A 26,025-nucleotide genomic window follows, 5' to 3' on the forward strand; every position below is an offset into this window, starting at 1 on the left:
CCTGTCTCAGGCGTCGATGCGCTCGCGGTCGATGTCGTGCGCCCCCTCAATGATGAAGTCGCGCCGGGGCTCGACACTCTGACCCATGAGGAGCTCGAAGACAGCCTCCGCCGCCAGCAGCTCCGCCTCATCACCCAGGGTGATACGACGCAGGGTACGGTGCTCGGGCTCCATCGTCGTCTCCGCCAGCTGGTGGGCATCCATCTCCCCCAGGCCCTTGTAGCGCTGGGGCTCCTTGAAGGAGCGGCCCTGCTTCTCGAGCGTGCGCAGGGTGCGCACCAGCTCGTCGTCGGAGTAGGTGTAGACGATCTCCTTCTTGCGTCGCCCCTGCGCCGAGACCTCGATGCGGTGCAGCGGCGGGACGGCCGCGTAGACCCTGCCGGCCTCGATCATGGGGCGCATGTAGCGGAAGAAGAGCGTGAGCAGGAGCGTGCGGATGTGGGCGCCGTCGACGTCGGCATCCGTCATGAGGATGACCTTGCCGTAGCGCGCCGCGTCCAGGTCGAAGGTGCGCCCGGAGCCGGCACCGACCACCTGGATGATGGCGGAGCACTCAACGTTGCGCAGCATGTCCGCCTGGGAGGCCTTCTGGACGTTGAGGATCTTGCCGCGGATGGGCAGCAGCGCCTGGAACTCGGAGTTGCGGGCATTCTTGGCGGTGCCCAGTGCCGAGTCACCCTCGACGATGAACAGCTCGGAGGACGTCACGTCGTCGCTGCGACAGTCGGCGAGCTTGGCGGGCAGGGTGGAGGTCTCCAGGGCTGTCTTGCGGCGTGTGAGCTCCTTGTGCATGCGGGCGCTGACACGCGCGCGCATCTCCCCCACGATCTTCTCCTGCAGGGCCCGCGACTGGGTCTTGAGGTCTCGCTTGGAGGAGGTCAGCAGGGCGGCCAGCTCGGTCTCAACCACCTTCGCGACGATCTGGCGCACGGGTGCGGTGCCCAGCACCTCCTTGGTCTGCCCCTCGAACTGCGGCTCAGGCACACGCACCGTCACCACGGCGGTCAGGCCCGCGAGGATGTCGTCCTTCTCAATACGTGCGTCGCGGGCGGTGACCTTCAGTGCCCGGGCGTTGGTCTCGATCTGCTTGCGCAGGACCTTGGTGACCGCCTGCTCGAAGCCCGTCAGGTGCGTGCCGCCCATGGGGGTGGCGATGATGTTGACGAAGGAGCGCTCCAGCGTGTCGTAGCCGATGCCCCAGCGCAGGGCGACGTCGACCTGACAGGTGCGCTCAACCTCAACGGGACGCAGGTGTCCCGAACGCTTGTCGAGCTGCTGGACGGTCTCGCTGTAGGTGCCCTGGCCGGTGAGGTGGAAGGTGTCGGTGACGGAGGCGTCGGTGGCCAGGAAGTCGACGAAGTCGCAGGTGCCGCCCTTGGCGAGGAAGGTCTCGACGCCGTCGTCCCCGCTGGTGTCGAACAGGTCCCCGGCCCCCACAGTGACGTTGCGGACACCGGCAAGCTGCGTGGCCTCCGGGTCCGACGACGGCCGGCGCTCGGCCCGGGCGGCCTCCTCTGCGGGGCGCTCGTCGGCCAGGGTCAGGGTCAGGCCCGGCACGAGGAAGCTGGTCTGGCGCAGGCGGGCGCGCAGGGCGGAGGCGTCGTACTCGGTGGGGCGGGGAAAGATCTGGGGGTCGGCCCAGTAGCGCACCCGGGTGCCGGAGACACCGCGGCGGACCTTGCCGACGACGCGCAGCCCGGAGGCCTCAGTGAACTCGGTGAAGGGGGCGTCGGGCGTAGGGGCCTTACCGCCGTCGTCGAAGACGCCGGGCACACCGCGGTGGAAGCTCATGGCGTAGGTGCTGCCGCCCCGGTCCACCTCGACGTCCATGCGCACGCTCAGGGCGTTGACGACACTGGCGCCCACACCGTGCAGGCCGCCTGCGGCGCCATAGGAGCCGCCGCCGAACTTCCCGCCCGCGTGGAGCTTGGTGTAGACGAGCTCGACGCCGGTCAGGCCCGAGGCGGGCTCGACGTCGACGGGCACGCCGCGGCCGGTGTCGCGGACCTCGACGGAGCCGTCGGCGTGGACGACGACGTCGATGGAGGTGCCGTGGCCCTCCAGGGCCTCATCGACGGCGTTGTCCACGATCTCCCAGACGCAGTGCATGAGCCCACGCTGGTCGGTCGAGCCGATGTACATGCCGGGCCGCTTGCGCACGGCCTCAAGCCCCTCGAGGACGGAGAGGTGGCGGGCTGAGTAGGAGGTCGAGCTCTCGGACACGCACGCAACCTATCGGACAGATGTTCGCCGACCGTTCTCCCGCGCGGCCTGAGCGATGTGGTGTTCCTCCACCTTCCCGGGTTCGCCCACGGCTCAGCGGCTGCGCCCGGGGCGGAAAGCGGCCCCTCCGGTGCCTGCGAAGACCGCAGGATGGGGTCATGAGTCAGATAAGCGCCCCAGACATCGCCGCCGAGGCGACTGTCCCTGCCGAGTCCGAGGTCACCGTTGCGGGCACCATCGAGCGCCCGTTGACAACCGCTGACCGTTGCGACGCCTGCGGCGCGCAGGCCTTCGTCCGCGCAGTCCTGACCTCGGGCCAGCTGCTGCTGTGCGGACACCACGCCCGCGCACACATGCCGGCCCTCAAGCGTCAGGCCCTGTACATCCAGGACGAGACCGCGACCCTGTCCCCCGCCCAGTGAGCAGACGCCCGCTGGGTGCACTGGCAGCGGGAGACCTTCGCCGAACCGCGTGACGCCGCGCACCACACGCGTGGGGGCCCGGACCACCTCATGGTGGTCCGGGCCCCCAGGCGTTGAGGCGACGGTCAGTCGAGGTAGTCGCGCAGGACCTGGCTGCGCGAGGGGTGGCGCAACTTGCTCATCGTCTTGGACTCGATCTGACGGATCCGCTCGCGCGTGACACCGTAGACCTTGCCGATCTCGTCCAGCGTCTTGGGCTGGCCGTCGGTCAGGCCGAAGCGCATGGACACCACGCCCGCCTCACGCTCAGAGAGCGTGTCAAGCACCGCGTGCAGCTGCTCCTGCAAAAGCGTGAAGCTCACCGCGTCCGCCGGGACCACGGCCTCGGAGTCCTCGATGAGGTCGCCGAACTCGCTGTCGCCGTCCTCGCCCAGGGGCGTGTGCAGGCTGATGGGCTCGCGCCCGTACTTCTGGACCTCAATGACCTTCTCAGGGGTCATGTCGAGCTCGACGGCCAGCTCCTCCGGGGTGGGTTCACGGCCCAGGTCCTGGAGCATCTGGCGCTGGACGCGGGCCAGCTTGTTGATGACCTCGACCATGTGGACGGGGATGCGGATCGTGCGGGCCTGGTCCGCCATGGCGCGGGTGATGGCCTGGCGGATCCACCAGGTCGCGTAGGTGGAGAACTTGAAGCCCTTGGTGTAGTCGAACTTCTCCACGGCGCGGATGAGACCGAGATTGCCCTCCTGGATGAGGTCGAGGAAGAGCATGCCGCGGCCCGTGTAGCGCTTGGCCAGGGAGACGACCAGTCGCAGGTTCGCCTCGAGCAGGTGGTTCTTGGCCCGCTGGCCGTCGTTGGAGATCCACAGGAGCTCACGGCGGTACTTGGCCTCGAGCTCACCGTTGTCGGTGCTGAGCAGGTACTCGGCGTACATGCCGGCCTCGATGCGCTTGGCGAGCTCAACCTCCTGCTCGGCGTTGAGGAGCGCGACCTTACCGATCTGCTTGAGGTAGTCCTTGACCGGGTCCGCGGTGGCGCCTGCGGTGACGACCTTCTGGGCGGGCTCGTCGGCCTCGTCGGAGTCCGAGACCGTGTAGGAGCCGTCCTTGTCCTTGGACGAGCGCGAGCGCTTGCCCGCCTTCTTGGCGGCGGCCTTCTCCGCCTCCTCGCGGCGGATGCGCTCGAGCTCACCGGTGAGGGCGGCGATGGAGGGCTCCATCTTGATGCCCTTGATGATCCAGCCGCGGAAGATGAAGCCGTTGCGGGTGAGGAAGTCGCGGGCGACGACGGGCTCCTCCTCGTCGGGCAGCACGAAGCGCGGCACGGGGCCGTGGCCGTAGGGGGCCAGGGTGATGGGGTTCTCGAGCGTGCCGTTACCAGCGATCTCCAAGCCCTCGACCACGGTGCGCGAGCGCACGAAGAGGGTGGCGCCGGGGGCCAGTCGCACGCCCTTGAGGGAGGCCGGGGAGTTGAAGGGGGCGCGCTTGGTGCCGTCGCCGTCCTTCTCCAGGCTCACGTCGAGGTAGTAGTCGCGCAGCTCCGGGGCGGGCTCATCGTCCTCGCTGTCCTGGCTCGGGGCGTCGGCGTCGCCCGCCTCGTCGTCAGAGTCATCCGAGTCATCCGAGTCCTCCGAGGCCTTGTCATCCTCCTCGTCCCCGGAGTCGAACTCGTCGTCGGAGTCATCCGAGTCCTCGTCATCCTCGTCCGAGTCGTCGAGGTCGAAGTCCTCGACCTCCTCGACCTCCTCGATGTCGTCCTTGCGCGAGGAGGCGCGCTTGCGCGAGGCTGTGGAAGTGGCCACGGATGTCCTTTCACGTGGGGTGACGTCTCCGGCGGCGGTGCGCGCAGGGCGCACGCAGCCACCGACGCAGCAGGCAACCGCGCCATTGTAGCGTTTATTCCCGCGTGCCCTTGCGCGCCCATAGCCGCGGCCGATCACCCCCGGGTCCGCACACCCCGCCCGCTACGCTGCGCCCATGAGCGCACCCGCCACCAGCTCGACCACCTCCCCCCATCCTCAGCCGGACGGCGCCTACGCGCCCGCCCTGCCGGGTACCGGTGAGCGCGTGGGTGCCGCCGTCGACGCCCGCCTCATCCAGGTCCTGCAGGACTACCGTCGGCGCTGGCGCGGACTCGTGCCCGCCAGTGACGAGCTCCTCGACGCCGCCGCCCAGCTGCTCAGCGGCGGCAAGCGCACCCGCGCCCTGCTCAGCGCGCTCGGTGCCACCCTCCTGCTCGACGGCGACCAGAGGGAGCTCACGCTCGCCTCCCCCGTGGTCGCACGCACCGGCGCGGCTCTTGAGCTCTACCAGGCCAGCGCCCTCGTGCACGACGACATCATTGACTCGGCGCACACCCGCCGCGGCATGCCGGCCGCGCACCGGCGTTTGGAGGTCCTGCACCGAGACTCCGGCTGGCTCGGGGACTCAGAGACCTTCGGGCGTCACGGCGCCCTCCTCCTGGGCGACGTGCTGCTGTCCCTGGCGGCCGAGGAGATGAGCGGCCTGGCCGCCGACCGACTCGTCGGACCCGGCCCGGACGCCGCCCGTCGCGCCCTGGCGCGCAGCGCCTTCGACTCCATGACGGCGGAGGTCGCCGTCGGCCAGTACCTCGACATCCGCAGCGAGGTCACTGCCCTGTCCGCCCCGGGGGACGACCCGCTCGCCTGCGCACAGGACATGCACGAGCACGCCCTGGCCGTCGTGCGCCACAAGTCCGCGCGCTACTCCGTCATGCACCCGCTGCTCATCGGCGCGCTCCTGGGAGGCGTCGAGCCCGGCACCGCCCTGTACAAGGCCCTGGCAGTCTTCGGCGAGGAGGTCGGCACCGCCTTCCAGCTGCGCGACGACGACCTCGGGGTCTTCGGCGACCCGCGGGTCACCGGCAAGCCCGCGGGCGACGACCTGCGCGAGGGCAAGCGGACCGTCCTGCTGTCCCTGGCCTGGCGCCTGACCGACGACGACGGCCGCCACGCCCTGCGCGCCGTCCTGGCCCAGCCCGGGGCCACGGAGGCCGATCTGGCGTCCGCGGCCCGGGTCATCGAGGACTGCGGTGCGCGCGAGGCCCACGAGGCCGAGGTTGAGGCCCACCTGACGGCCGGCCTGGCGGCTCTGCACGGCCTGGAGGCGGGCACGATGCCCGAGGTCTCCTCACGCACCCTTGAGGAGGCGGCCCACGCCCTCACGCGCCGCCGCGCCTGAGCGGCCGGGCGCGTTGGTTCCGGTGCGGGACCCGGCCACCCGTAGACTGCCCGCGTGGTCACGGATCCCCTCATCGGACGTCTCGTCGACTCTCGCTACGAGATCGTCGACCGGGTGGCCCGTGGCGGCATGGCCACGGTCTACAAGGCGCATGACCGCAGGCTCGAGCGCCGTGTGGCCCTCAAGCTCATGCACCCGCACCTGGCGGACTCACCCGACTTCGTCTCCCGCTTCCGCCGTGAGGCGCGCGCCGCGGCCCGCCTGAGCAACCCCGGCGTCGTCGCCGTCTACGACCAGGGCAGTCTCGACGGCGTCGCCTACCTCGTCATGGAGCTCGTCGAGGGCCCCAACCTGCGTGACCTCATCGCCACCGGCCCGCTGAGCGTCAAGGAGGCGCTGGGTCTCATCGCCCAGGTGCTGCGGCCGCTGGGCGCTGCGCACCGTGCCGGCCTCGTCCACCGCGACGTCAAGCCGGAGAACGTGCTCCTTCCCTCTGACGGCTCAGTCGCCAAGGTTGCTGACTTCGGGCTGGCGCGCGCCGTCACCGAGTCCGCGCAGACCACCACCGGCAACGTGCTCGGCACCGTCGCCTACCTCGCCCCCGAGCTCATCACCGCAGGCGTCTCCTCGCCGCGCGCCGACGTCTTCTCCGCCGGCGTCATCCTCTACGAGCTGCTCACCGGTGAGCAGCCCTTAGCGGCGGACACCCCCATCCAGATCGCCTTCCGTAACGTCCACGAGGATGTGCCCCTGGTCTCCACGCTCGTGCCGCAAACGCCCGCGCCCGTGGACGCCCTGGTCACCGCCATGACCCGTCGCGAGCCGAATGAGCGCCTGGCCGACGCCGACGAGGCCCTGGCCCGGCTGCGCGCCGTCGTCGCCGAGCTGTCCCCCAGTGAGATGAGCGTCAAGCGCGGGGGCGCCACCGGCTCCCTGCGCACGCAGGAGGTGCTGGCCGCCAACGCGGAGGCGGCCCGCCAGGCCGTGCGCCAAGAACCCGAGGCCGACGACGAGGACGTGACCCCGGCCGCCGGATTCAGGACCGTCTCCCTGCCCATCGGGTCCATCGGCACCGACGCCGCGGGGGCCACGCGTTCCCTGGACCGCTCGGGGCTCGCCACCTCCAGCCAGGCGACAACGTCGCTGGCCCGCCCGCGCCACGGGCGGGTGCGCCGTCGTGCCGTCGTCATGGGGGCCCTCGCCGTCCTCGGCGTGGGCGGGGCCGGAGCGGGCTGGTGGTACACGCAGGAGGGGCCGGGACGCCACGTCGACGTCCCCCAGGTCGTCGGGCTTACTCAGCAGGAGGCACAGGCCGCCGTCCAAGCCGCCGGCCTCGTCTGGGCGGCCCCCACTCGCGCCTTCTCCGACACGGTCGCCCTGGATTGCGTCATCTCCTGCGACCCGGAGCCGGGCTCCTCGGTGCGGCTGGGGGCGGCCGTCACAGCGGTCATCTCGCGCGGCATCGAGCAGAAGCAGGTGCCCGACGTCCTCGGGCGCACCCGGGAGGAGGCCACGACGGCGATCACGGAGGCGGGCCTGGCCGTCGGCGCCGTCACCCAGTCCTTCTCCGACTCCGTGCCCGCGGGGCAGGTGGTCTCCACCAGCCCGGCCGCCGGTGAGCTGGCCGACCACTCCTCCGCCGTCGCCGTCGTCATCTCCAAGGGCCGCCAGCCCGCGACCGTGCCCACGCTGGCCGGGCTGAGCCAGCAGGAGGCCACCACGGCGCTTGGGAACGCGGGCCTGACCCTGGGCGAGGTGACGACCTCCTACCACGACACGGTGGAGGAAGGACGCGTCATCTCCTCCAGCCCCGCGACTGGTGCCGCCAACGTGCACGTCGGGGACGGCGTCGACCTCGTGGTCTCACTCGGTCCCGAGATGGTCACCGTCCCGGAGGTCACCGGCAAGAGTGAGTCGGAGGCGGTCAGCGCCCTGGAGGCGGCCGGTCTGGTCGTCACGGTCTCCTACGTGTGGGGCGGCCTGTTCGGCACGGCCCGCTCAACGGACCCGGCGGGCGGCCAGAGCGTGCGCAAGGGCTCGACGGTGACGCTGTACGTCGTCTAAGAGCTGTACGTGGTCTGAGACGAGCCCGCAGCGGGCCCTCAGCCGCGCAGCATCTCGGCGACCTCGAAGGCAATCTCGAGGGACTGCTGGTGGTTCAGGCGCGGGTCCACAAGCGTCTCGTAGCGCTCGGCCAGGCGCTCGACGTCGATGTGCTCGCCACCGCCCAGAACCTCGGTGACGTCGTCGCCCGTGAGTTCGACGTGGATACCGCCGGGGACCGTGCCCAGGCAGCGGTGGACCTCGAAGAAGCCGCGGACCTCATCCATGATCGTGTCGAACTCGCGGGTCTTGTAGCCGGTTTCGGCCGTGATCGTGTTGCCGTGCATGGGGTCCGCCACCCAGGTCAGCGGGCGGCCGTCCGCCCTGACCGCCTCGATGAGGACCGGCAGGACGTCGCGGATGCGCTCGGCACCCATGCGGGTGATGACCGTAAGCCTGCCGGCCTCGCCATGTGGGTTGAGGTGGTCGATGAGGCTGAGGAGCTCCTCGGGCGTCGTCGTCGGACCGACCTTGACGCCCACCGGGTTGTGCACGCCCGCGAGCAGGGCCACGTGCGCGTCCTCGGCCCCGCGGGTGCGCTCACCGATCCACAGCATGTGGGCGCTGGTGTCGTACAGGCGCCCGGAGCGCGAGTCCTCGCGCGTCATGGCGTCCTCGTACTCCAGCAGCAGGGCCTCGTGGGAGGCGTAGAAGTCGACCTGGCGCAGGGCGTCGAAGTCGACGCCGGCCGCGGCCATGAAGCGCATGGCCCGGTCGATCTCCTCGGCGAAGGACTCGAAGCGCTTGTAGGCGGGGTTGGCGGTGAAGCCGCGGTTCCAGGAGTGGACCTCGCGCAGGTCCGCGTAGCCACCCATGGTGAAGGAGCGGATGAGGTTGAGCGTGGTGCCGGCCCGCAGGTAGGCGTCGAGCATGCGCTGGGGGTCGGGCACGCGCGCCTCGGGGGTGAAGGGGTGGCCGTTGACCGAGTCGCCCCGGTAGGACGGCAGGGTGATGCCGTCGCGGGTCTCGGTGTCCGCGCTGCGGGGCTTGGCGTACTGGCCGGCCATGCGGCCGATCTTGACCACCGGGGTGGAGGCGCCGTAGGTGAGCACCGCGGCCATCTGGAGGATGGTCTGGAGCTTGAGACGGATGTTCGTGGCCGTGTTGTCCCGGAAGGACTCGGCGCAGTCACCGCCCATGAGGACGAAGGCGTCGCCGCGCTCAGCCTTGGCCATCTGCTGGCGCAGGGAGTCGACCTCACCGGCGAAGACGAGCGGGGGCCGGGAGCGCAGGTCCGCGGCGACCTCGGCAAGACGGTCGGCGTCCGGGTACGAGGGCTGCTGGGCGGCGGGGCGGTCGCGCCAGCTGGCGGGGGTCCGGGGGGCGTCGAGCTCGTTCATCACAGCAGCATCATACGGAGGGGTTGCGACGGCCCCCGTGCCCACCACCAGGCGGGACACGGGGGCCGTCGTCGTCAGTCGTCGTCAGGACGGGGCTCAGTGCTCCGCTGCGACCTCAGTTGGCCTCAGCGGGCTCGACACCCTGACCGAGCTCGGCCATGAGCTCGGTGAACCAGGGCTGGGTGATGTCGAAGGCCTTGTGGCCGGCGATGCGCGGGAAGGCGATGAGGCTCAGCTCGTCGTTGTTCTCCTCGTCGTTGCCGATCACGCCGGACTCGCCCTTGAGGGCGCACTCGACGGCCAGGTCGCACATGGACGTGATGAGGTCCAGGTCCTCGGCGTTGGCGTTGGTGGCGCGCGAGTAGTAGCCGGACTTCTGAACCATGACCTTCTCGGCGCCGATGAGGCTCGCGAACTGCTTGGCGAACCACTGGCCGGGGTTGATGGTGTCGAGCTTGACGTGGCCGAAGGGATCGCGCTGGACCTCCTCGCCACGGGCCTGCATCTCCGCGATGATCTCGGGCACGCCGGCGCCCTCGGACAGGAAGATGTTGACGTTGCCCTGCTCATCCATGAGGGCCTTGAGCCGCTCGGCCTCGGCCTCAAGGTTGAGCGTCATCTCGGGCAGGAAGACGGCGTGGACGTCCCAGCGCTCGCGGGACAGGCCCAGCGACGGCGCCCAGCGCTTGGTCTTGAGCAACTCGTGGTAGCGCTTGGCGGTCTCGGCGGTGAGGTAGCCGCAGTTGCGGCCCATGCACTCGTGGATGATGAGCATGCGCGGGTTGGAGCGGTGCTCACCGATGACGTTGAAGGCGAAGCCGGCGCCCTCCTCGGCGGCGGACCAGGCGCCCAGGGACTGGCGGATGGGCACGATGTCATTGTCAATGGTCTTGGGCAGCCCGACGACGGTGAGGTCGTAGTCGTGCTCCTTGAGGTAGGCGGCCAGGTCCGCGGCGGTGGTGTTGGTGTCGTCGCCACCGATGGTGTGCAGGACGTCGACGCCGTCCTTGCGCAGTTGCTCAGCCGCGAACTCGAGGGGGTTGACGCCCTCGGCGACGAGGCCGCGCTCGACGAGGTTCTTGGCGTTGGTGAGCTTGACGCGGGAGTTGCCGATCGGGGATCCGCCGAACTCGCGCAGGATGCCGGCGTTCTTGCGGCCCTCGTCGTCGATGACGATGTAGTTGCCGGTGAGCAGGCCGTGGTAGCCGTACTGGTAGGCGATGATCTCAACCTCGGGAGCGACCTCGGTGTAGCGCTCGATAAGGTCGCCGACGGCGGCGGACAGGCAGGGGGCGAAACCACCCGCGGTGAGCAGGGCGACGCGACGGATCGACATCGAGAACCTTTCAGGTTGGGAGCTTGCAGCCCGGTGCCGGGGCGAGAGCACCGCGGACCGGGGCGGGGGCGGCACGTGCCGCGCCTCGACGCGCAGTCTACCCGCCGCCGCAGGGGCCGATCAGAGCCCGTTCGTCCTCCGGCCCTGAGCGGTCCGTCCTGTCCGGTCTGCCCGCTCAGGCCTCGTCGTCGGTGCCCGTCTGCCGGGGGCCCTCGCTGCCGGGGTCCTGGGGCTCGGCAGCCTCCTCGGGCTCCTCAGGCGGCTCGGGCACGCTGGTCTCGGGCGCTGGGCGGCCACCGGGGGCTTGCACGGGCGCGGCAGCCGGGCGGCGCACGGCCCGCGCCTGGAGCATCTCGGAGACGACCTCGTCAGCGCTCTTCTTCTCGGCGTCCATGGCCTTCTTGACCTCGGCCGCGTAGAGGTCGACGTACTCCTGGCCGGACAGCGCCATGAGGGAGTACATGATCTCGTCGGTGATCGAGCGCAGGACGAAGCGGTCGTTCTCCAGGCCCTTGTAGCGCGAGAAGTCCAGCGGCTCACCGACGACGATGCCCACGCGGTGGCGGGTAGAGGGCACCACCTGGCCGATGGGCTGGGCGAGGTCCGAGCCGATCATCGCCACGGGGATGACGGGGGCACCCGTGGCCAGGGCGATGCGGGCCACGCCCGTCTTGCCGCGGTACAGACGCCCGTCGGGGCTGCGCGTGCCCTCCGGGTAGATCCCGAAGAGCTCGCCCGCACGCAGGCGGTCAATGCCGGCCTGCAGGGCCGCCTGGGAGGCTCGCCCGCCGGAGCGGTCCACAGGGATCGTGCCGACGGCGGTCATGAAGTTCTTCACGGCCCACCCCTTGACGCCCTTGCCGGTGAAGTAGTCCGACTTGCCGATGAAGGCGACCTCGCGCTCGATGAGCAGCGGCAGGAAGAAGGAGTCGATGACGGCCAGGTGGTTGGAGGCGAGGATGGCGGCCCCCTCGGCGGGGATGTTCTCCTCCCCACGGATCCAGGGCTGGTAGAGCATCTCAAAAGCGGGGCCGACGGCCGTCTTGATACCTCGGTATCCCACGGGGACCTCCTGCGCCTGGGTTGAGCTCGTCTGGAGTCGGCGTGCTGGTGTACGCGGCCGCTGCCCGGAGTCTAGCCTCAACGTGTGCCCTTCCACGTCTCCCTCCGCCCCGCGGAATCGGCGCGTGAGCAGGCGGTGCAGCCCGCCTTCGAGCAGATGGGGCTGGCGCTGAGCGAGGCGGTCTTCGTCGTCGTCGACCTGGAGACCACCGGCGGCGCCCCGGGAGCCCACGCCATCACGGAGATCGGGGCGGTGCGGGTGCGCGGCGGGCAGGTCGACTCCGACATGAGCACGCTCGTCAACCCCGGCGCTGTCATCCCCGCCCAGATCACCGTGCTCACGGGCATCACGAACGCAATGGTCGCCGGCGCGCCCGTCGTCACTGAGGCGCTCGAGCGCTTCCTCGCCTGGGCCCGCCTGGATGAGCCGGGAACTGTGCTGGTCGCGCACAACGCCCGTTTCGACGTCGGCCACCTCACCGCCGCCGCCCGCACCCTGGGGCTGGACTGGCCGGAGCCGGTCGTGCTGGACACGCTGGCCCTGGCACGACGGGCCTGGAGCCGCACGGATGTGCCCAACCACACGCTCGCCACCCTCGCCTCCTTCGTCGGCTCCCCCACGCGCCCCACCCACCGGGCCCTGGACGACGCGCGCGCCACGGTGGATGTGCTGCACGCCGCCCTGGAGGCGCTGGCCCCCCTGGGCGTCACCCACGTTGAGGATCTGGCGACGGCAACCGACCCGGTCCCGCCCAGGCGGCGGGCCAAGAGCCGCCTGGCCCAGGGCCTGCCCTCAACCCCGGGCGTCTACGAGTTCCTGTCCGCCACCGGCGAGGTGCTCTATGTGGGCTCGGCCGTGGACCTGCGTCGGCGGGTGCGTTCCTACTTCACGGCGGCCGAGAAGCGCTCGCGGGTGGCGCAGATGCTTGACACCACCGTGGACGTGCGTGTCATCCCGACGCCGACGCAGATCGAGGCCCGGGTGCGCGAGCTGCGCCTCATCGCTGAGCTCGACCCTCCGGTCAACCGCCGCTCGCGCAGCCCGCAGCGCCGGCCGTGGTTGCGTCTGGCGGCCGGGGCCGAGCCGCACCTGGCGTCCACCACGAGGCTGCCGACTGAGGAGGTGGGCTGCGCGGTGGGGCCCTTCTCCTCGCGCAGTGCGCTGCTCGACGCCCAGCGTGCGGCGGAGTCGGTGCTACGCCTGCGCTCCTGGGACGGTCACGGCGCCGCCGACCCGGCCCCACAGGGCGATCAGCGGGTGGCGCTGGCCCGCCGGGCCCTGTCTGGCGAGTGCGATGTTGTGGCGGTGCCGCTGCTGGAGCGGGTGGCGTCGCTGGCGGCCGCCGAGCGCTTCGAGGAGGCGGGCCTGTGGACGACACGGCTGCGCTCCTTCCTGGCGGCCTCGCGGCGCGCGGAGGCGGCGCGCCCACTACTGGCCTGTCCGCACCTCGTGGCCGCTCGGCGTCGTGAGGGCGGCGGCTGGGAGCTCGTGGTGGTGCGCTGGGGGCGCCTGGCGGGCAGTGCGGTGACGCCGCCGGGCGCAGACCCCCGCCCGGCCGTGGAGGCGCTGCGGGCGACGGCGCAGGTGGTCGGGCGCCCCGACAGGGTCGGGGAGACGACGAGTACCGAGGAGACGCTACTGCTGGCCGAGTGGGTGCTGGAGACCGGGGCGAGGATCGTGGAGGTCGGCGCTGCCGACGGCGGGGCGCTAGGCGAGGTGTACGCGGCCCTCACCTGGCCGGTGGGGGCGGCGGCGCGCCACCAGCGGGTGCTGCGAGCCGAGGGCTGAGTGGGCTCGGGGTGGTCAGCCGACGGCGACGACAGCGCCGCGGCGGGCGCTCAGCGCGGAGGTGACGGCCTCCTGCAGGGCCATGGGGTCCAGGGGGCGCGGGACGATGGTCTGCGCCTTGGCCCAGGCGGACAGCCAGGCGTCCTGGGGGCGGGCGGTCAGCAGCACCACCGGGGGACGCTGGTCGAGCTCGACCAGGAGCTCGTGGGCCAGCCCCATTCCGCCCAGCCCCTTGACCTCGGCGTCGAAGATGAGGACGTCGAAGGGGGCGCGTCCCTCGGCCGCACGGTCCTTGAGGGCCAGGCGCACGCCCTCGGCGGTGGCGCACTCGGTCCAGCGCACAAGGGGCAGTCCCTTGGCGGGGCGTCGTCCGACGCCGGTGATGACCTCCTGGCGCACGTTGGCGTCGTCGGAGAAGACAAGGAGGTCGAGGCGGGAGCTGGCGGCCTGGTCAGTCATGGATCCTCCGTGCGATCGGACGTGCGTGGCAGGGCCGGTTGTTGTCCGGGCACGTCGGGGAACGGCACGGTTGGCGCTGCGCCGTCAGTGTAATCACAGCCGCTGTGTTGGCGAAGCCTTCAATCGGCGGATACGATAAATGACGTCCAGGACCTCGGTTCACGCTATGAGCCGGAGTCGACGCGCCGGGGCATCCCGGCCCGCACGAAAGGCACCCGCACATGGCCGTGTACACGCTCCCCGAGCTGCCCTACGACTACGCCGCTCTCGAGCCCCACATCTCCGCCAAGATCATGGAGCTCCACCACGACAAGCACCACGCTGCCTATGTCGCCGGTGCCAACGCCGCCCTCGAGCAGCTTAAGGCCGCCCGCGAGTCCGGTGACCACGCCGCCATCAACCTCCTGGAGAAGAACCTCGCCTTCAACCTCGGCGGCCACATCAACCACTCGATCTTCTGGAAGAACCTCTCCCCCAACGGCGGCGGCCGCCCCGAGGGCGAGCTCGCCGCGGCCATCGACGACTCCTTCGGCTCCTTCGAGAAGTTCCAGGCCCAGTTCACCGCCAACGCGCTGGGCATCCAGGGCTCCGGCTGGGCCGTCCTGGCCTGGGACTCCGTCTCCGGCACGCTCGTGACCTTCCAGCTCTTCGACCAGCAGGGCAACGTCCCGGTCGGCACCATCCCGCTGTTCCAGGTCGACATGTGGGAGCACGCCTTCTACCTCGACTACCTCAACGTCAAGGCCGACTACGTCAAGGCCATCTGGAACATCGCCAACTGGCAGGACGTCTCCGAGCGCCTGGCCGCCGCGACCACCCAGGCCCCGGGCCTCATCGTCCGCTGAGCACTACGGGCTGCCCGCCCCATCTCGACACAGCGTCCCGGCCACCCCTCATGGGTGGCCGGGACGCTGCCTCCTCAGGACGACCGGAGCCGCCGGAGGCTCACATGTCAAAGAATCGCGGCGATGTCCAGGACGTAAGCCATGGCCGGGAGGGCCTCACCCGAGGAGGAGTCCGTGCCCGCGGGCATGAGGACAACCACCCGGGAGCCCACCGGCACGCCGATGAGCCCGGTCAGGCCCGGCGCCTGAGCCATCGTCACGCGCTGCGGGCTCGCCTGCTCCCAGGAGGACTGGTTGACCGTTCCGTCCCAGGAGGTGAAGGCCATGTGCAGGCCGATCGTGTCCTCGGCGGTGATGGCGGCGCCCGTTCCGCGGGCCAGGACGATGACCTCCGTCTGCGTGGGCTCGACGGCGTCCGGGCTCACACTGATCGACGCGGCGGAGCCGAGATCGCCGGTCACCGTGATGCCACGGTCGGCCAGGGCCTGCTCGCCCTCGACCGTCGCGTCGGCGGTGCTGCCGACGGCCTTGATCTCGACGACGAAGACGAGCGGGCCGGTCGGGGCACCACCACCGGTCGCGACGTCGCCGTAGGCGTACTGGGAGGGCACGCTCATGAGTACCCTCTCACCCACCTTGTGCCCGGCAAGACCGCAGCGCCAGCCGGTGATGACGCCCTGGAGGCTGAAGGTCGTCGGCGCAGCGCGGTCGTAGGAGGAGTCGAAGGTCGCGTTGTCATCCCACTTCCAGCCCGCGTAGGACACGGTGATGAAGTCGGCCTCCGTCACCGTCGGGCCGTCGCCCTCCTCCAGGGTGGCGACCGTGAGGTTGGCGGGGGCCGCCTCACCCGTCCACGTGGGCGTCGGGGTGGTGTCGGCCTCACCGGCGAGCGACGGCAGCGCGGCGGAGGAGTCGTCGATGGTGAGGTCGGAGCAGACCACGTTGGTGGCCACGCCCGAGGTCGCGGCGCTCGCCGTCGCCGTCGCGGAGGCCGTCGCATCGCTCCCCCCAGAGGAGGAGCCGCAGGCGGCGAGGACGAGGCTGGACGTGAGCGCGAGGGCGCTCAGGACGAGGTGGGGGCGGCGCAACATGGTCTCCTTGGCGGGCAGTCTGTGTGGCGGTGAGGCGTGAGACGGTCGGCGTGCGCGTGGGCACAGCGGCCGTGGTGCGGTCCGGGCGGGCCGGACCGTGCACCCCTCAGTGGAAGGACTCGCCACAGGCGCAGGAGCCGGAGGCGTTCGGGTTGTCGATGGTGAAGCCCTGCTTCTCGATGGAGTCGGCGAAGTCGATGGTCGCACCGGACAGGTAGGGCACGCTCATGCGGTCGACGACGACCTCGACGGTGGACATCTCGTCAAAGCCCGTCTCGAAGGAGCGCACGGCGTCACCGTCGAGCAGACGCTCGTCGAAGTAGAGCTGGTAGACCAGGCCGGAGCAGCCGCCGGGCTGGACCGCCACGCGCAGACGCAGGTCGTCGCGGCCCTCCTGAGTCAGCAGTGCAGCGACCTTGGCAGCGGCGGCCTCGGTGAGAAGCACCTCGTGCTCGGGCACGGCCGTCGTCTGGTCAGTCAGGGTGGTCTGAGACATGTGAGTCTCCTCGTTCGTGGGTCCGTCGGGCCCGGGGTACGGTTGCGCGGGCTCCAACACCCAGGTCGGGCAGGTTCTTCCCCGTCAGCCTACGTCCATCCCCGTCCAGAACCGCTGTGGCGGCACTCACCGCGCCGGGCCCAGCGCGATCATAAGCCCGGCAGCACAGCTGGGCAGGCGAGGGTCAGGCCAGGGTGACGAGCTCGAGGTACTCCTCGCCCCACAGGTCCTCGTCGCCGTCGGGAAGGAGCAGGACCCGGTCCGGCTCAAGGGCCTCGACCGCTCCCTCGTCGTGGGTGACGAGGACGACGGCGCCCTCGAAGGTGCCCAGCGCGCGCAGGATCTCCTCGCGGCTGGCCGGGTCGAGGTTGTTCGTCGGCTCGTCCAGCAGCAGGACGTTGGCGCTGGAGACCACGAGGATGGCGAGCGCCAGGCGGGTCTTCTCCCCACCGGAGAGCACGCGGGCGGGCTTGTCCGCGTCGGCGCCGGAGAACAGGAAGGAGCCCAGCACGCTGCGCACCTGAGTGTCGTCCATGTCCGGGGCGGCACTGCGCAGGTTCTCCACCACCGTGCGGTCGGTGTCGATGGTCTCGTGCTCCTGGGCGTAGTAGCCGATCTTGAGCCCGTGACCGGGCACCACCTCACCGGAGTCCGGGGTCTCGACGCCGGCGAGGATGCGCAGCATCGTCGTCTTGCCCGCACCGTTGAGACCCAGGATGACGACGCGGCTGCCGCGGTCAATGGCCAGGTCCACGCCGGAGAACACCTCGAGGGAGCCGTAGGCCTTGCTCAGGCGCGAGGCCCTCAGGGGGGTCTTGCCGCAGGGGGCGGGGTCGGGGAAGCGCAGGTGGGCGACCTTCTCGGCTGCACGCTGCTCGTCCAGGCCCTCGAGAAGGCGCTCGGCGCGGCGCAACATCTGCTGCGCGGCAACGGCCTTGGTGGCCTTGGCCCGCATCTTCTCCCCCTGGGCGCGCAGCGCGGCCGCCTTCTTCTCGGCGTTGGCGCGCTCCTTGCGACGGCGCGCCTCATCCTCGGCGCGCTGACGCAGGTACGCGTCCCAGCCCAGGTGGTAGACGTCCAGGACACCCCGGTTGGCGTCGAGGTACATGATCTGGTTGACCGTGTCGCGCAGGAGCTCGACGTCGTGGGAGATGACGATGAAGCCGCCGGCGTAGGTGCGCAGGTGGTCGCGCAGCCACAGCACGGAGTCGTGGTCGAGGTGGTTGGTGGGCTCATCGAGCAGGAGGGTGTCCGGCTGCTGGAAGAGCACGCGCGCCAGCTCGACGCGTCGGCGCTGGCCACCCGACAGGGTGCCGACCGGCTGGTCGAGCACGCGGTCGGGCAGGCCGAGGGCGGCCGCGATGCGGGCGGCCTCGCTGGCGGCCGCGTATCCCCCGGCCATGGTGAACTCGTGGTCCAGGCGGGTGTAGCGGTCCAGGGCCTTGGCCATGGCGTCGCCCTCGGTGGTGGCGATGCGCTCCTCGGCCTTGCGGATGCGGGCCAGCAGCGCGTCGATGCCGCGGGCGGACAGGATGCGGTCGCGGGCGATCTCCTCCAGGTCGCCGACCTTCGTGTCCTGGGGCAGGTAGCCGACCGAGCCGTTGCAGTTGATGGTGCCCTCGTACTCCACGGCCTGCAGGCCGTGGGTCTCGTCGGCGTCGGCCACCGCCTGGCTCGCGCCCTGGGCGACGGACTGGGCGGCCAGAAGCTTGGTCATGGTCGTCTTGCCTGCGCCGTTGCGCCCGACCAGACCGATGCGCATGCCCTTGTCAACGCGGTAGCTCGCACCGGCGACAAGCTGGCGGGCGCCGATACGCATGGTGAGGTCCTGGACGTTGATCACGCCCGTCATGCTACGGGCCCGCTGCCGCCGGCCTGCTCAGGGCCTGCCGTCCGGCCACCAGGCATCGGTCACACCGCGCTCAGTCCCACCAGAGCCAGGTGCCCGTCTGTCCACGGGTCCACCGCCGTCGGCACACCCGTATCTCGTCGGGCACGCACTGGGCGTCCAGGTCATAGCGCTGGCGCACCAGGTCCCACACCTCGCGGCAGTGGCAGCCGTCGTCGTGCGTCTCAAGGAGCTCGAGGTCGAGAAGGTCCGGGTCCTGGACCCACAGGGCCTCGACCGTCACCCTCTCGTCAGGCCGCTGCGGCCCGATCCCGTAGCCGGAGAGCCTGATGCGGCCCTGCGAGCGCGCACAGGCCCGCAACAGGGAGCCGAGGGTCGGCGAGAGGTTCTGGCGGTCCTCGAGCTGGGCCGCGGGCAGGATCTCCAGCAGACGGCGGGCCTGGCTCGGGCCCAAGTCGTGGAAGGGTGTGTAGTCGTCCACGGGCTCACCGTCCTCGATGATGCCGCGGGGCTTCAACCCGAAAGCGGCAGGCACCGTGGCCGAACGCATCTCGTCGTGACAGGTATCCAGGACGTCCCAGACACCCACTCTCACGCTCCAGCCGCGGGGCCCGTACAGGCCACGCTCGTAGCCCTCCTCCCCGCCGTCGTCTGCCACAGCGGTGCTCGGGGTCGTCGTCGTGCTCACAACAGGTCCTCCTCCATAGATGACGGGCAGTCGTGTCGTCCACCCGCCATCACCTTCCCCTGTGCTCACAAGGCTTTCCCCAGGCACCCGCCCACCCCCTGCCGCCGAGACCGTCTGTGGAGCCCCGGCCGTGGGCTACCCTCTTTGGACCGTCAGCGCGCTGACGGTGACCCCCACCTCCTGCGCGTCCTTGGCTGCCCGCGGCACCCCGCCGCGTCGGCGCCACCGCACGCAGGCCTGCGAAAGGTTCATCATGACGACAACCACGTCAGTACCAGAAGCAATCCTGGAGGCCGTCGGCGGCCCCGGGAACATCTCCAGCCTCACCCATTGCGCCACCCGCCTGCGCTTCGAGCTCCACGACGCCTCCGTGGTCGACAAGGCCGCCGTCGAGGCCATCCCCGGAGTCATGGGTGCCGTCCCCCAGTCCGGGGACCGCTACCAGATCATCATCGGCGGGGCCGTGCAGAGCGTCTACGAGCAGATCACCTCCCTGCCCGCCATGAAGGGCGGGGCCGCCGCCCCCAGCGACGCCGAGGTCAAGGCCGCCGCACGCGCCCGGGCCCGCGGCAAGAACGCCTGGGTGGACGCCTTCTTCGAGTACCTGTCCGACTCCTTCAGACCCCTGCTGCCGGTGCTGCTGGGCACCTCGATCATCATCGCCCTCGAGGCCGTCTTCGAGGCCCTGGGCTACATCGACACGCGCGCCCCCATCAAGCCTGCCTGGCTCGTCTTCACCGACGCGATGTTCCGCTCGGTCTTCTACTTCCTGCCGATCATGGTGGCCTACAACGCCTCCAAGAAGCTCAAGATCGACCCGTGGGTGGGCACCGCCGTCATGGCCACCTTCCTCACGCCGAACTTCATCGCTCTGGCGGATCCGAGCACCACCACCGGCGTGACCTGCACCACCAACGAGGTCCTGGACACCCAGTCCTGCACCGCAAGCGTCTTCGGGATCCCGATGCAGTTGGCCGACTACGGCGGCCAGGTCTTCGTGCCGCTCATGATGGTGGCGATCCTCGCCCCCATCTACAAGGCACTGACCAAGATCATCCCGGCCAACCTCCAGATGGTCTTCGTGCCCTTCCTGTCCTTCCTCATCATGATGCCGGTCACCGGCTTCCTCATCGGCCCCCTGGGCATCTGGGTCGGCTCCGCCCTCGGCTCGGCGCTCGCCTGGCTCAACACCACCGCGCCCATCATCTTCGCGATCCTCATCCCGATCATCTACCCCTTCCTCGTGCCGCTGGGCCTGCACTGGCCGCTCAACGCCCTCATGCTGGCCAACATCGACACCCTGGGCTACGACTTCATCCAGGGCCCCATGGGTGCCTGGAACTTCGCCTGCTTCGGGGCCACCGCCGCGGTCCTCGTCATCGCGATCCGCAACCGCAACTCCGCCATGAGGCAGACCGCCTCCGGCGCCCTGTTCGCCGGCCTGTTCGGCGGCATCTCCGAGCCGAGCCTGTACGGCATCCACCTGCGTTACAAGCGCATCTACCCGCGCATGCTCGTCGGATGCGTCGTCGGCGGCCTCGTCGTCGGCATCGGCGGCGGTGTCAACGCCTCCACCTTTGCCTTTACCTCTTTGCTGACCATCCCGGTCTTCTCCCCCATGGGGCTGTACGCCCTGGCCGTGCTCGCGGCCTTCATGACGTCCTTCCTCATCATCCTTGTCACGGACTACCGCACCGAGGAGGACAAGGCTCAGGATGCTGCCGCCCTGGCCGCCGCCGGTGGCGTCGCGGGTGGCGCGGTCCAGGCGGACCCGGCCGAGACCGCCGCGGACCTGGCCGCCCAGTCCGCCTCCACCACCGCCACCGCGGTGCAGGACGGCGGCCCCGCGCCCGCTGCGGTGCCGGCTGCCCCGCCGACCGCGGGTAGCGTCACCGACGTCGTCGCCCCGCTGGCCGGCCGCGTCCTGGCCCTGGCCGACGTCGAGGACCAGGTCTTCGCCTCCGGCGCCCTTGGCAACGGCGCAGCCATCGAGCCCGTGGGCGAGACCATCGTCGTCACGGCTCCGGCCGCCGGCACGGTGGTTGTCGCGCCCTCCTCGGGTCACGCCTACGGGCTGACCCTCGACAACGGAATCGAGGTCCTCATCCACGTGGGCATCGACACCGTCAACCTTGGCGGCACGGGCTTCGACATCAAGGTCGCCCAGGGTGACCGGGTCGAGGACGGGCAGGAGCTCGTCCGCGTGGACCGCGCCACCGTCGAGGCGGCCGGCTACGCGCTGACCACCCCGGTGCTCGTGACCAACACGGCGACCTTCGCCTCGGTGGATGCCGCCGCCGAGGGCGAGGTCGCCGCCGGCGACCTGCTCCTGCGCGTCACCGCGTGAGCACACGAATGGGGGCGGGCCCGGCACTGCCGGGCCCGCCCCCATTCGTTCAGTTCCGACGACGACGTCCCAGTGCCGACGACTCGTCCGGCGCCGTCGGCACCACCTCAGTTGCGCACCCGCAGCTCCCAGAAGGCGACGGCGGCCGCCGCGGCCACGTTGAGGGAGTCCACTCCCCCGGCCATGGGGATGCGCACCACGACGTCGGCAGCCGCCACCGTCCGGGCCCTGAGCCCATCGCCCTCCGTGCCCAGCACCACGGCGACCTTGGAGTCCGGGGCGGTGCAGGCGGGCGAGGCCGAGAACTCCTCCAGGCTCACCGCACCCTCGCTCAGCGCCATGGCCGCCACCGTCCAACCGGCGGCGTGAAGCTCGTCCAGCGCGGGCCAGCGCTCGATACGCGTCCACGGCACCTGGAACACCGTGCCCATCGACACGCGCACGCTGCGCCGGTAGAGCGGGTCCGCGCACTGCGGGGTCACGAGCACGGCGTCAACGCCCAGGGCGGCAGCGCTGCGGACAGCGGCACCGACGTTCGTGTGGTCCACCAGGTCCTCCAGGACCGCCACCCGACGCGCCCCCAGCCCGCCGCGTGCCGAGGACAGCAGCTCGGTCACGCCCGCCAGCACCGGCCGGTTCATGGCCGCCATGGCGCCGCGGTGCAGGTGGAAGCCCGTGAGCCGCTCCAGCACCTCCTCAGGGGCGAGGATGACGGGCACGTCGCCGCCGTCGTCCCTGCCACCGGTGCCCGCAGCCGCGGCGATGAGGTCGCGCAGCGGCTCGTGCCAGCGCTCGGCCATGAGGAAGGAGCGCGGCTCGTGACCGGCCCGCACGGCCCGCTCAATCACCTTGGAGGACTCGGCCATGTACAGGCCGCGCTCGGTCTCCAGACGACGGCGCAGGGCGATGTCGGTCAGGCCCGTGTAGTCGGCCAGCAGGTGACCCAGGGCAGGGTCGTCGAGCTCTTCGAGGGCGTGGATGCGGATGATCACGAGTAGTGCCGCTCCGTGCGGCCCAAGGCCTTGAGCAGCGGGTCGGCGACGACGGCGGGCTCGTCCTGACCGGCCGGGCCGCTGAACTGGCTCTGGTAGAGCCGGTAGTAGGCTCCCCGGGCGGCGATGAGCTCGTCATGCCCACCCTGCTCGACAATGTCACCGTGCTCCATCACGAGGATGATATCCGCGTCACGGATGGTGGACAGTCGGTGGGCGATGACGAAGGACGTGCGCCCCTGGCGCAGACCCACCATCGCCTTCTGAACCAGCAGCTCGGTGCGGGTGTCCACCGAGCTCGTCGCCTCGTCCAGGACGAGGATCTGGCGGTCGGCCAGGAAGGCGCGGGCAATCGTGATGAGCTGCTTCTCACCGGCGGACACGCCGGAACCGGAGTCGTCGATGACCGTGTCGTAGCCCTTGGGCAGGGCCTGGACGATGTGGTCGACGTTGGCGGCGCGGGCGGCGGCCAGCACCTGCTCCTCGCTCGCCCCGGCGGCGCCGAAGGCGATGTTGTCGCGGATCGTGCCCTCGAACAGCCACGTGTCCTGTAGGACCATGCCGATCTGCTCGCGCAGACGGTCGCGGCTGAGCTCGCGCGTGTCGACGCCGTCGAGCGTGATCCTGCCGGCCTGGGGGTCGTAGAAGCGCAGCAGGAGGTTGACCAGGGTCGTCTTGCCGGCCCCGGTGGGGCCGACGATGGCGACCGTCTGGCCGGGCTCCACGGTGAGGCTGAGGTCCGTGATGAGCTCGGTGTCGGGGCTGTAGGAGAAGCGCACGTGGTCGAAGACGACCCTGCCGGCCACGCGCTCGGCCAGGTGCGCGGGGGCGTCCGCCTGCTCCTCCTCGGGCGCGTCCATGATGCCGAACAGGCGCTCGGCGCTGGCGGCGCCGGACTGCAGGAGGTTCGCCATGGAGGCGAGCTGGGTGATGGGCTGGGTGAACTGCTGCGTGTACTGGATGAAGGCCTGGACGTCACCCAGGGTCATCGTCCCGCTGGTCACGCGCACGCCACCGATGACGGCGACGATGACGAAGCTGAGGTTGGAGACCAGTCGCATTGCGGGCTGGATGGTGCCGGAGATCCACTGGGCCTTGTAGGACCCCTCGTACAGACGCGTGTTCTCCTCGTCGAACAGGCGGGCGAACTCCTCCTCCGAGCCGAACAGCACGACGGTCTCGTGACCGGTGAAGGCCTCCTCGACCACGCCGGTCACCTTGCCGGTGGCGTCCCACTGCTGGGTGAAGTGGGGCTGGGCACGGCGGGCGATGAGCACGGTGATGATCACGGCCACGGGCACCATCGCCACGGTGACGAGCGAGAGCTGCACGGAGATCGTCACCATCATGGCCAGGACACCGACGACGGAGATGATGGAGTTCAGCGCCTGGGAGAGGGTCTGCTGGAGCGTCTGGGTGATGTTGTCGACGTCGTTGGTCACGCGCGAGAGGATGTCGCCGCGCGAACCCGAGTCGAGGTAGGACAGGGGCACGCGGCCCAGCTTGGCCTCGACCTCGGCGCGCATGCGCCGGCCGGTGCGCTGGACGACCCCGGCGAGGATGTAGCCCTGTACCCACATGAACAGGGCGGACAGCAGGTAGACGGCCAGGACCTGGCCGAGGACGACAAGCAGGGCGTGGGTGTCGATGCCCTGGCCGACGACGACGTTGTAGGCGCCGACCATGTCCGCGTACTCGCTCATGCCGCCGACATTCAGCGCCTGGGCCAGCGCGTCGCCGCTGAGGCCGGCGGGCAGGCCCGCGTTGGACAGGACGGTGCCGATGATCCCCTCGAAGAGGATGTTCATCGCGTGGGCGAGGATCTTGGGGGCGACGACGGTGAGGACGACCGCGATGGTGGTCAGGGCGATGACGAGGGCGATCCGGGCGCGCTCGGGGCGCAGCTCGCCGAGCAGGCGCCTCCACGTGCCGCGGAAGTCGGCGGCCTTCTGCTGGGGGCCGCGGGGGCCGGGTCCGTGGCTCATGCCGCCTCCTGCTCGCTGATCTGGGACAGGACGATCTCGGAGTAGGTGGGGCAGGTGCTCATGAGCTCCTCGTGGGTGCCGGTGCCGACGACGCGCCCCTCGTCAAGGACGACGATCTGCTCGGCGTGACGGATGGAGGCGACTCGCTGGGCGACGACGACGAGCGTGGCGCCGTCGGTGGCGGCGGGCAGGCCGGCGCGCAGGCGCGCGTCGGTGGCGTAGTCGAGAGCGGAGAAGGAGTCGTCGAAGATGTAGACGCCGGCGTCGCGCACGAGGGCACGGGCGATGGCCAGGCGCTGGCGTTGGCCGCCGGAGAAGTTGACACCGCCCTGGTCGACGTCGTGGTCCAAGCCGTCGTCGAGGTCCTGGACGAAGCCCGCGGCCTGAGCGGCCTCGAGGGCGTCCCAGATCTCGGCGTCGTCGGCGTCCTTCTTGCCGTGCCTCAGGGTACTGCGGATGGTGCCGGAGAAGAGGAAGGCCTTCTGCGGGACGGTGGCCACCGCGCTGCGCAGCTCGTGGGGGTCCAGGTCGCGCACGTCGACGCCGTCGATGGTCACACGGCCCTCGGTGACGTCCAGCAGGCGAGGGATGAGGTTGACGAGGGTGGTCTTGCCGGAGCCGGTGGAGCCGATGAAGGCGGTGGTACGGCCAGGGCGCATGACGAGGTCGACGTCGCTGAGGACCGCGGCCTCGGCCCCGGGGTAGCGGAAGGTCACGTGCTCGAAGCGCACCTCACGGCCCCTGGGCCCGGCGGGCGATCCGGTCGGGGCGGGCAGGTGCACCGGCGTGGCGGGCGCGGTGATGGCGGGCTCGACGGCCATGACCTCCTGGTAGCGCTCGGCGGCCACCTGGGCGCGCGGCAGCTGCACCACCAGCATGATGGCGATCATGACGGAGAAGAGGATCTGCATGATGTAGTTGACGAAGGCCGTCAGGTCCCCGATCTCCATGCCGCCGCTGATGACGCGCTGGCTGCCGAACCAGTACACGCCGATGACGGACAGGTTCATGATGACCTGGACGGCGGGCATGAGCAGCGCGAAGAGCCGCCCGATGGACAGCGAGGTGGCGGTCAGGGCGTCGTTGGCCTCGTCGAAGACGCGTCGGCGCTCGTCCTGGCGCACGAAGGCACGGATCACGCGCACACCCTGAATCTGCTCGCGCATCACGAGGTTGACACGGTCAATGCGTGACTGCATCACCTTGAAGTGCGGCAGCAGGCGGGTGGTCAGCGCCCCGACGACGACGAGCAGCAGCGGGATGAGAACGAGCAGGAGGCCGGACAGGGGCACGTCCACGCTCAGCGCCATGATGGTGCCGCCCACGAGCATGATCGGCGCCATGAGCATCATGGCGCAGACCATGAACACGAGCATCTGAATCTGCTGGATGTCGTTGGTCGAGCGGGTGATGAGGGAGGGCGCCCCGAAGCGGGAGACCTCCTCGAGGTTGAGGCGCTGGACGTGGGTGAAGATGTCGCGGCGCATCTGGCGGCCCAGCCCCATGGAGGCCTTGGCGGCGAGGTAGGTGGCCACGACGGCGGCGATGCCCTGGACGACGGTGACGGCGAGCATGAGGCCGCCCAGGCTCCAGATCCGGTCCGTGTCCCCGGCGACAACGCCCTCGTTGATGATGGAGGCGTTGAGGGTCGGCAGGGTCAGGACGGCGATCGTCTCAGCCACCTTGAGGACGAGGACCGCGAGCAGTGGGAAGCGGTAAGGCCTCAGGTAATGACGCAGGGTCGTGAACAGCACGGCGGGGAGACTAGGACCGTTTGCTGAACGGTTCCTGTGTCTC

At 70.5% G+C, this 26,025-nt stretch carries 19 protein-coding genes; 6 read left to right on the top strand and 13 right to left on the bottom strand.

What is annotated here, in order from left to right:
* Window positions 1-6: 6 nt before the first annotated feature.
* Entirely contained in the window at window positions 7-2,223 is a 2,217-nt protein-coding gene (locus ID810_RS06900) for a DNA gyrase/topoisomerase IV subunit B (protein WP_166854871.1), read from the bottom strand.
* Between the two features lie 158 nt (window positions 2,224-2,381).
* Here ID810_RS06900 and ID810_RS06905 point away from each other — a divergent pair, with 158 nt between their 5' ends.
* Window positions 2,382-2,645: a DUF7455 domain-containing protein gene (locus ID810_RS06905; protein WP_188232540.1), complete on the top strand. Its 264-nt coding sequence runs from the start codon at window positions 2,382-2,384 to the stop codon at window positions 2,643-2,645.
* Between the two features lie 125 nt (window positions 2,646-2,770).
* Here ID810_RS06905 and ID810_RS12460 read toward each other — a convergent pair whose 3' ends face one another.
* Window positions 2,771-4,447 (bottom strand): RNA polymerase sigma factor, encoded by a 1,677-nt coding sequence (locus tag ID810_RS12460; RefSeq protein ID WP_166854870.1) that lies wholly within the window; start codon window positions 4,445-4,447, stop codon window positions 2,771-2,773.
* Window positions 4,448-4,622: 175 nt separating this feature from the next.
* Between ID810_RS12460 and ID810_RS06915 the strand changes: the two genes are divergently transcribed.
* On the top strand, window positions 4,623-5,846 hold the full coding sequence (locus ID810_RS06915; protein ID WP_166854869.1) for a polyprenyl synthetase family protein: 1,224 nt from the start codon (window positions 4,623-4,625) through the stop codon (window positions 5,844-5,846).
* Window positions 5,847-5,900: 54 nt separating this feature from the next.
* On the top strand, window positions 5,901-7,910 hold the full coding sequence (pknB, locus tag ID810_RS06920) for a Stk1 family PASTA domain-containing Ser/Thr kinase (RefSeq protein WP_166854868.1): 2,010 nt from the start codon (window positions 5,901-5,903) through the stop codon (window positions 7,908-7,910).
* 38 nt (window positions 7,911-7,948) lie between these two features.
* Here pknB and ID810_RS06925 read toward each other — a convergent pair whose 3' ends face one another.
* From ID810_RS06925 to ID810_RS06935, 3 genes are all read right to left on the bottom strand, one after another.
* Window positions 7,949-9,289, bottom strand: a complete 1,341-nt coding sequence (locus ID810_RS06925) for a class II 3-deoxy-7-phosphoheptulonate synthase (protein ID WP_166855082.1) — start codon at window positions 9,287-9,289, stop codon at window positions 7,949-7,951.
* Window positions 9,290-9,404: 115 nt separating this feature from the next.
* Window positions 9,405-10,625 (bottom strand): pyrophosphate--fructose-6-phosphate 1-phosphotransferase, encoded by a 1,221-nt coding sequence (locus ID810_RS06930; RefSeq protein ID WP_166854867.1) that lies wholly within the window; start codon window positions 10,623-10,625, stop codon window positions 9,405-9,407.
* Window positions 10,626-10,800: 175 nt separating this feature from the next.
* Window positions 10,801-11,688: a lysophospholipid acyltransferase family protein gene (locus ID810_RS06935; protein ID WP_166854866.1), complete on the bottom strand. Its 888-nt coding sequence runs from the start codon at window positions 11,686-11,688 to the stop codon at window positions 10,801-10,803.
* A 156-nt stretch (window positions 11,689-11,844) separates the two neighbouring features.
* Between ID810_RS06935 and ID810_RS06940 the strand changes: the two genes are divergently transcribed.
* Entirely contained in the window at window positions 11,845-13,476 is a 1,632-nt protein-coding gene (locus ID810_RS06940) for a DEDD exonuclease domain-containing protein (RefSeq protein WP_243856492.1), read from the top strand.
* 15 nt (window positions 13,477-13,491) lie between these two features.
* Here the strand turns inward: ID810_RS06940 and ID810_RS06945 are convergent, their stop codons facing one another.
* Entirely contained in the window at window positions 13,492-13,935 is a 444-nt protein-coding gene (locus ID810_RS06945) for a DNA-binding transcriptional response regulator (RefSeq protein WP_166854865.1), read from the bottom strand.
* 221 nt (window positions 13,936-14,156) lie between these two features.
* Here ID810_RS06945 and ID810_RS06950 point away from each other — a divergent pair, with 221 nt between their 5' ends.
* Window positions 14,157-14,780: a superoxide dismutase gene (locus ID810_RS06950; protein WP_166854864.1), complete on the top strand. Its 624-nt coding sequence runs from the start codon at window positions 14,157-14,159 to the stop codon at window positions 14,778-14,780.
* Between the two features lie 107 nt (window positions 14,781-14,887).
* Here ID810_RS06950 and ID810_RS06955 read toward each other — a convergent pair whose 3' ends face one another.
* The 4 genes from ID810_RS06955 to ID810_RS06970 all read right to left on the bottom strand — a co-directional run bounded on the left by ID810_RS06955 (window position 14,888) and on the right by ID810_RS06970 (window position 18,904).
* Entirely contained in the window at window positions 14,888-15,871 is a 984-nt protein-coding gene (locus ID810_RS06955) for an FKBP-type peptidyl-prolyl cis-trans isomerase (RefSeq protein WP_166854863.1), read from the bottom strand.
* Window positions 15,872-15,977: 106 nt separating this feature from the next.
* Window positions 15,978-16,367, bottom strand: coding sequence for a HesB/IscA family protein (locus ID810_RS06960; RefSeq protein ID WP_166854862.1), 390 nt, complete (start codon window positions 16,365-16,367; stop codon window positions 15,978-15,980).
* Between the two features lie 184 nt (window positions 16,368-16,551).
* Window positions 16,552-18,210, bottom strand: a complete 1,659-nt coding sequence (locus ID810_RS06965) for an ABC-F family ATP-binding cassette domain-containing protein (protein ID WP_188232539.1) — start codon at window positions 18,208-18,210, stop codon at window positions 16,552-16,554.
* 79 nt (window positions 18,211-18,289) lie between these two features.
* Window positions 18,290-18,904, bottom strand: coding sequence for a hypothetical protein (locus ID810_RS06970; RefSeq protein WP_243856467.1), 615 nt, complete (start codon window positions 18,902-18,904; stop codon window positions 18,290-18,292).
* Window positions 18,905-19,157: 253 nt separating this feature from the next.
* Between ID810_RS06970 and ID810_RS06975 the strand changes: the two genes are divergently transcribed.
* Window positions 19,158-21,251 carry a glucose PTS transporter subunit IIA gene (locus ID810_RS06975; RefSeq protein ID WP_166854860.1) on the top strand — a complete coding sequence of 698 codons (2,094 nt, stop codon included), beginning with the start codon at window positions 19,158-19,160 and terminating at the stop codon, window positions 21,249-21,251.
* Between the two features lie 107 nt (window positions 21,252-21,358).
* Here ID810_RS06975 and ID810_RS06980 read toward each other — a convergent pair whose 3' ends face one another.
* Genes ID810_RS06980 through ID810_RS06990 form a run of 3 tightly spaced genes read right to left on the bottom strand, consistent with a single transcriptional unit; the run spans window position 21,359 to window position 25,982 of the window.
* Window positions 21,359-22,243 carry a TrmH family RNA methyltransferase gene (locus tag ID810_RS06980; RefSeq protein ID WP_243856460.1) on the bottom strand — a complete coding sequence of 295 codons (885 nt, stop codon included), beginning with the start codon at window positions 22,241-22,243 and terminating at the stop codon, window positions 21,359-21,361.
* A complete protein-coding gene (locus ID810_RS06985) occupies window positions 22,240-24,228 on the bottom strand; it encodes an ABC transporter ATP-binding protein (protein ID WP_166854859.1) in 1,989 nt (662 codons plus the stop codon). Before ID810_RS06985 ends, ID810_RS06980 begins: the two co-directional genes overlap by 4 nt.
* Window positions 24,225-25,982 (bottom strand): ABC transporter ATP-binding protein, encoded by a 1,758-nt coding sequence (locus ID810_RS06990; protein ID WP_166854858.1) that lies wholly within the window; start codon window positions 25,980-25,982, stop codon window positions 24,225-24,227. The genes ID810_RS06985 and ID810_RS06990 overlap by 4 nt, the downstream gene beginning before the upstream one ends.
* Between the last annotated feature and the right edge of the window lie 43 nt (window positions 25,983-26,025).

Source organism: Actinomyces respiraculi (assembly GCF_014595995.2).
GTDB lineage: Bacteria > Actinomycetota > Actinomycetes > Actinomycetales > Actinomycetaceae > Actinomyces > Actinomyces respiraculi.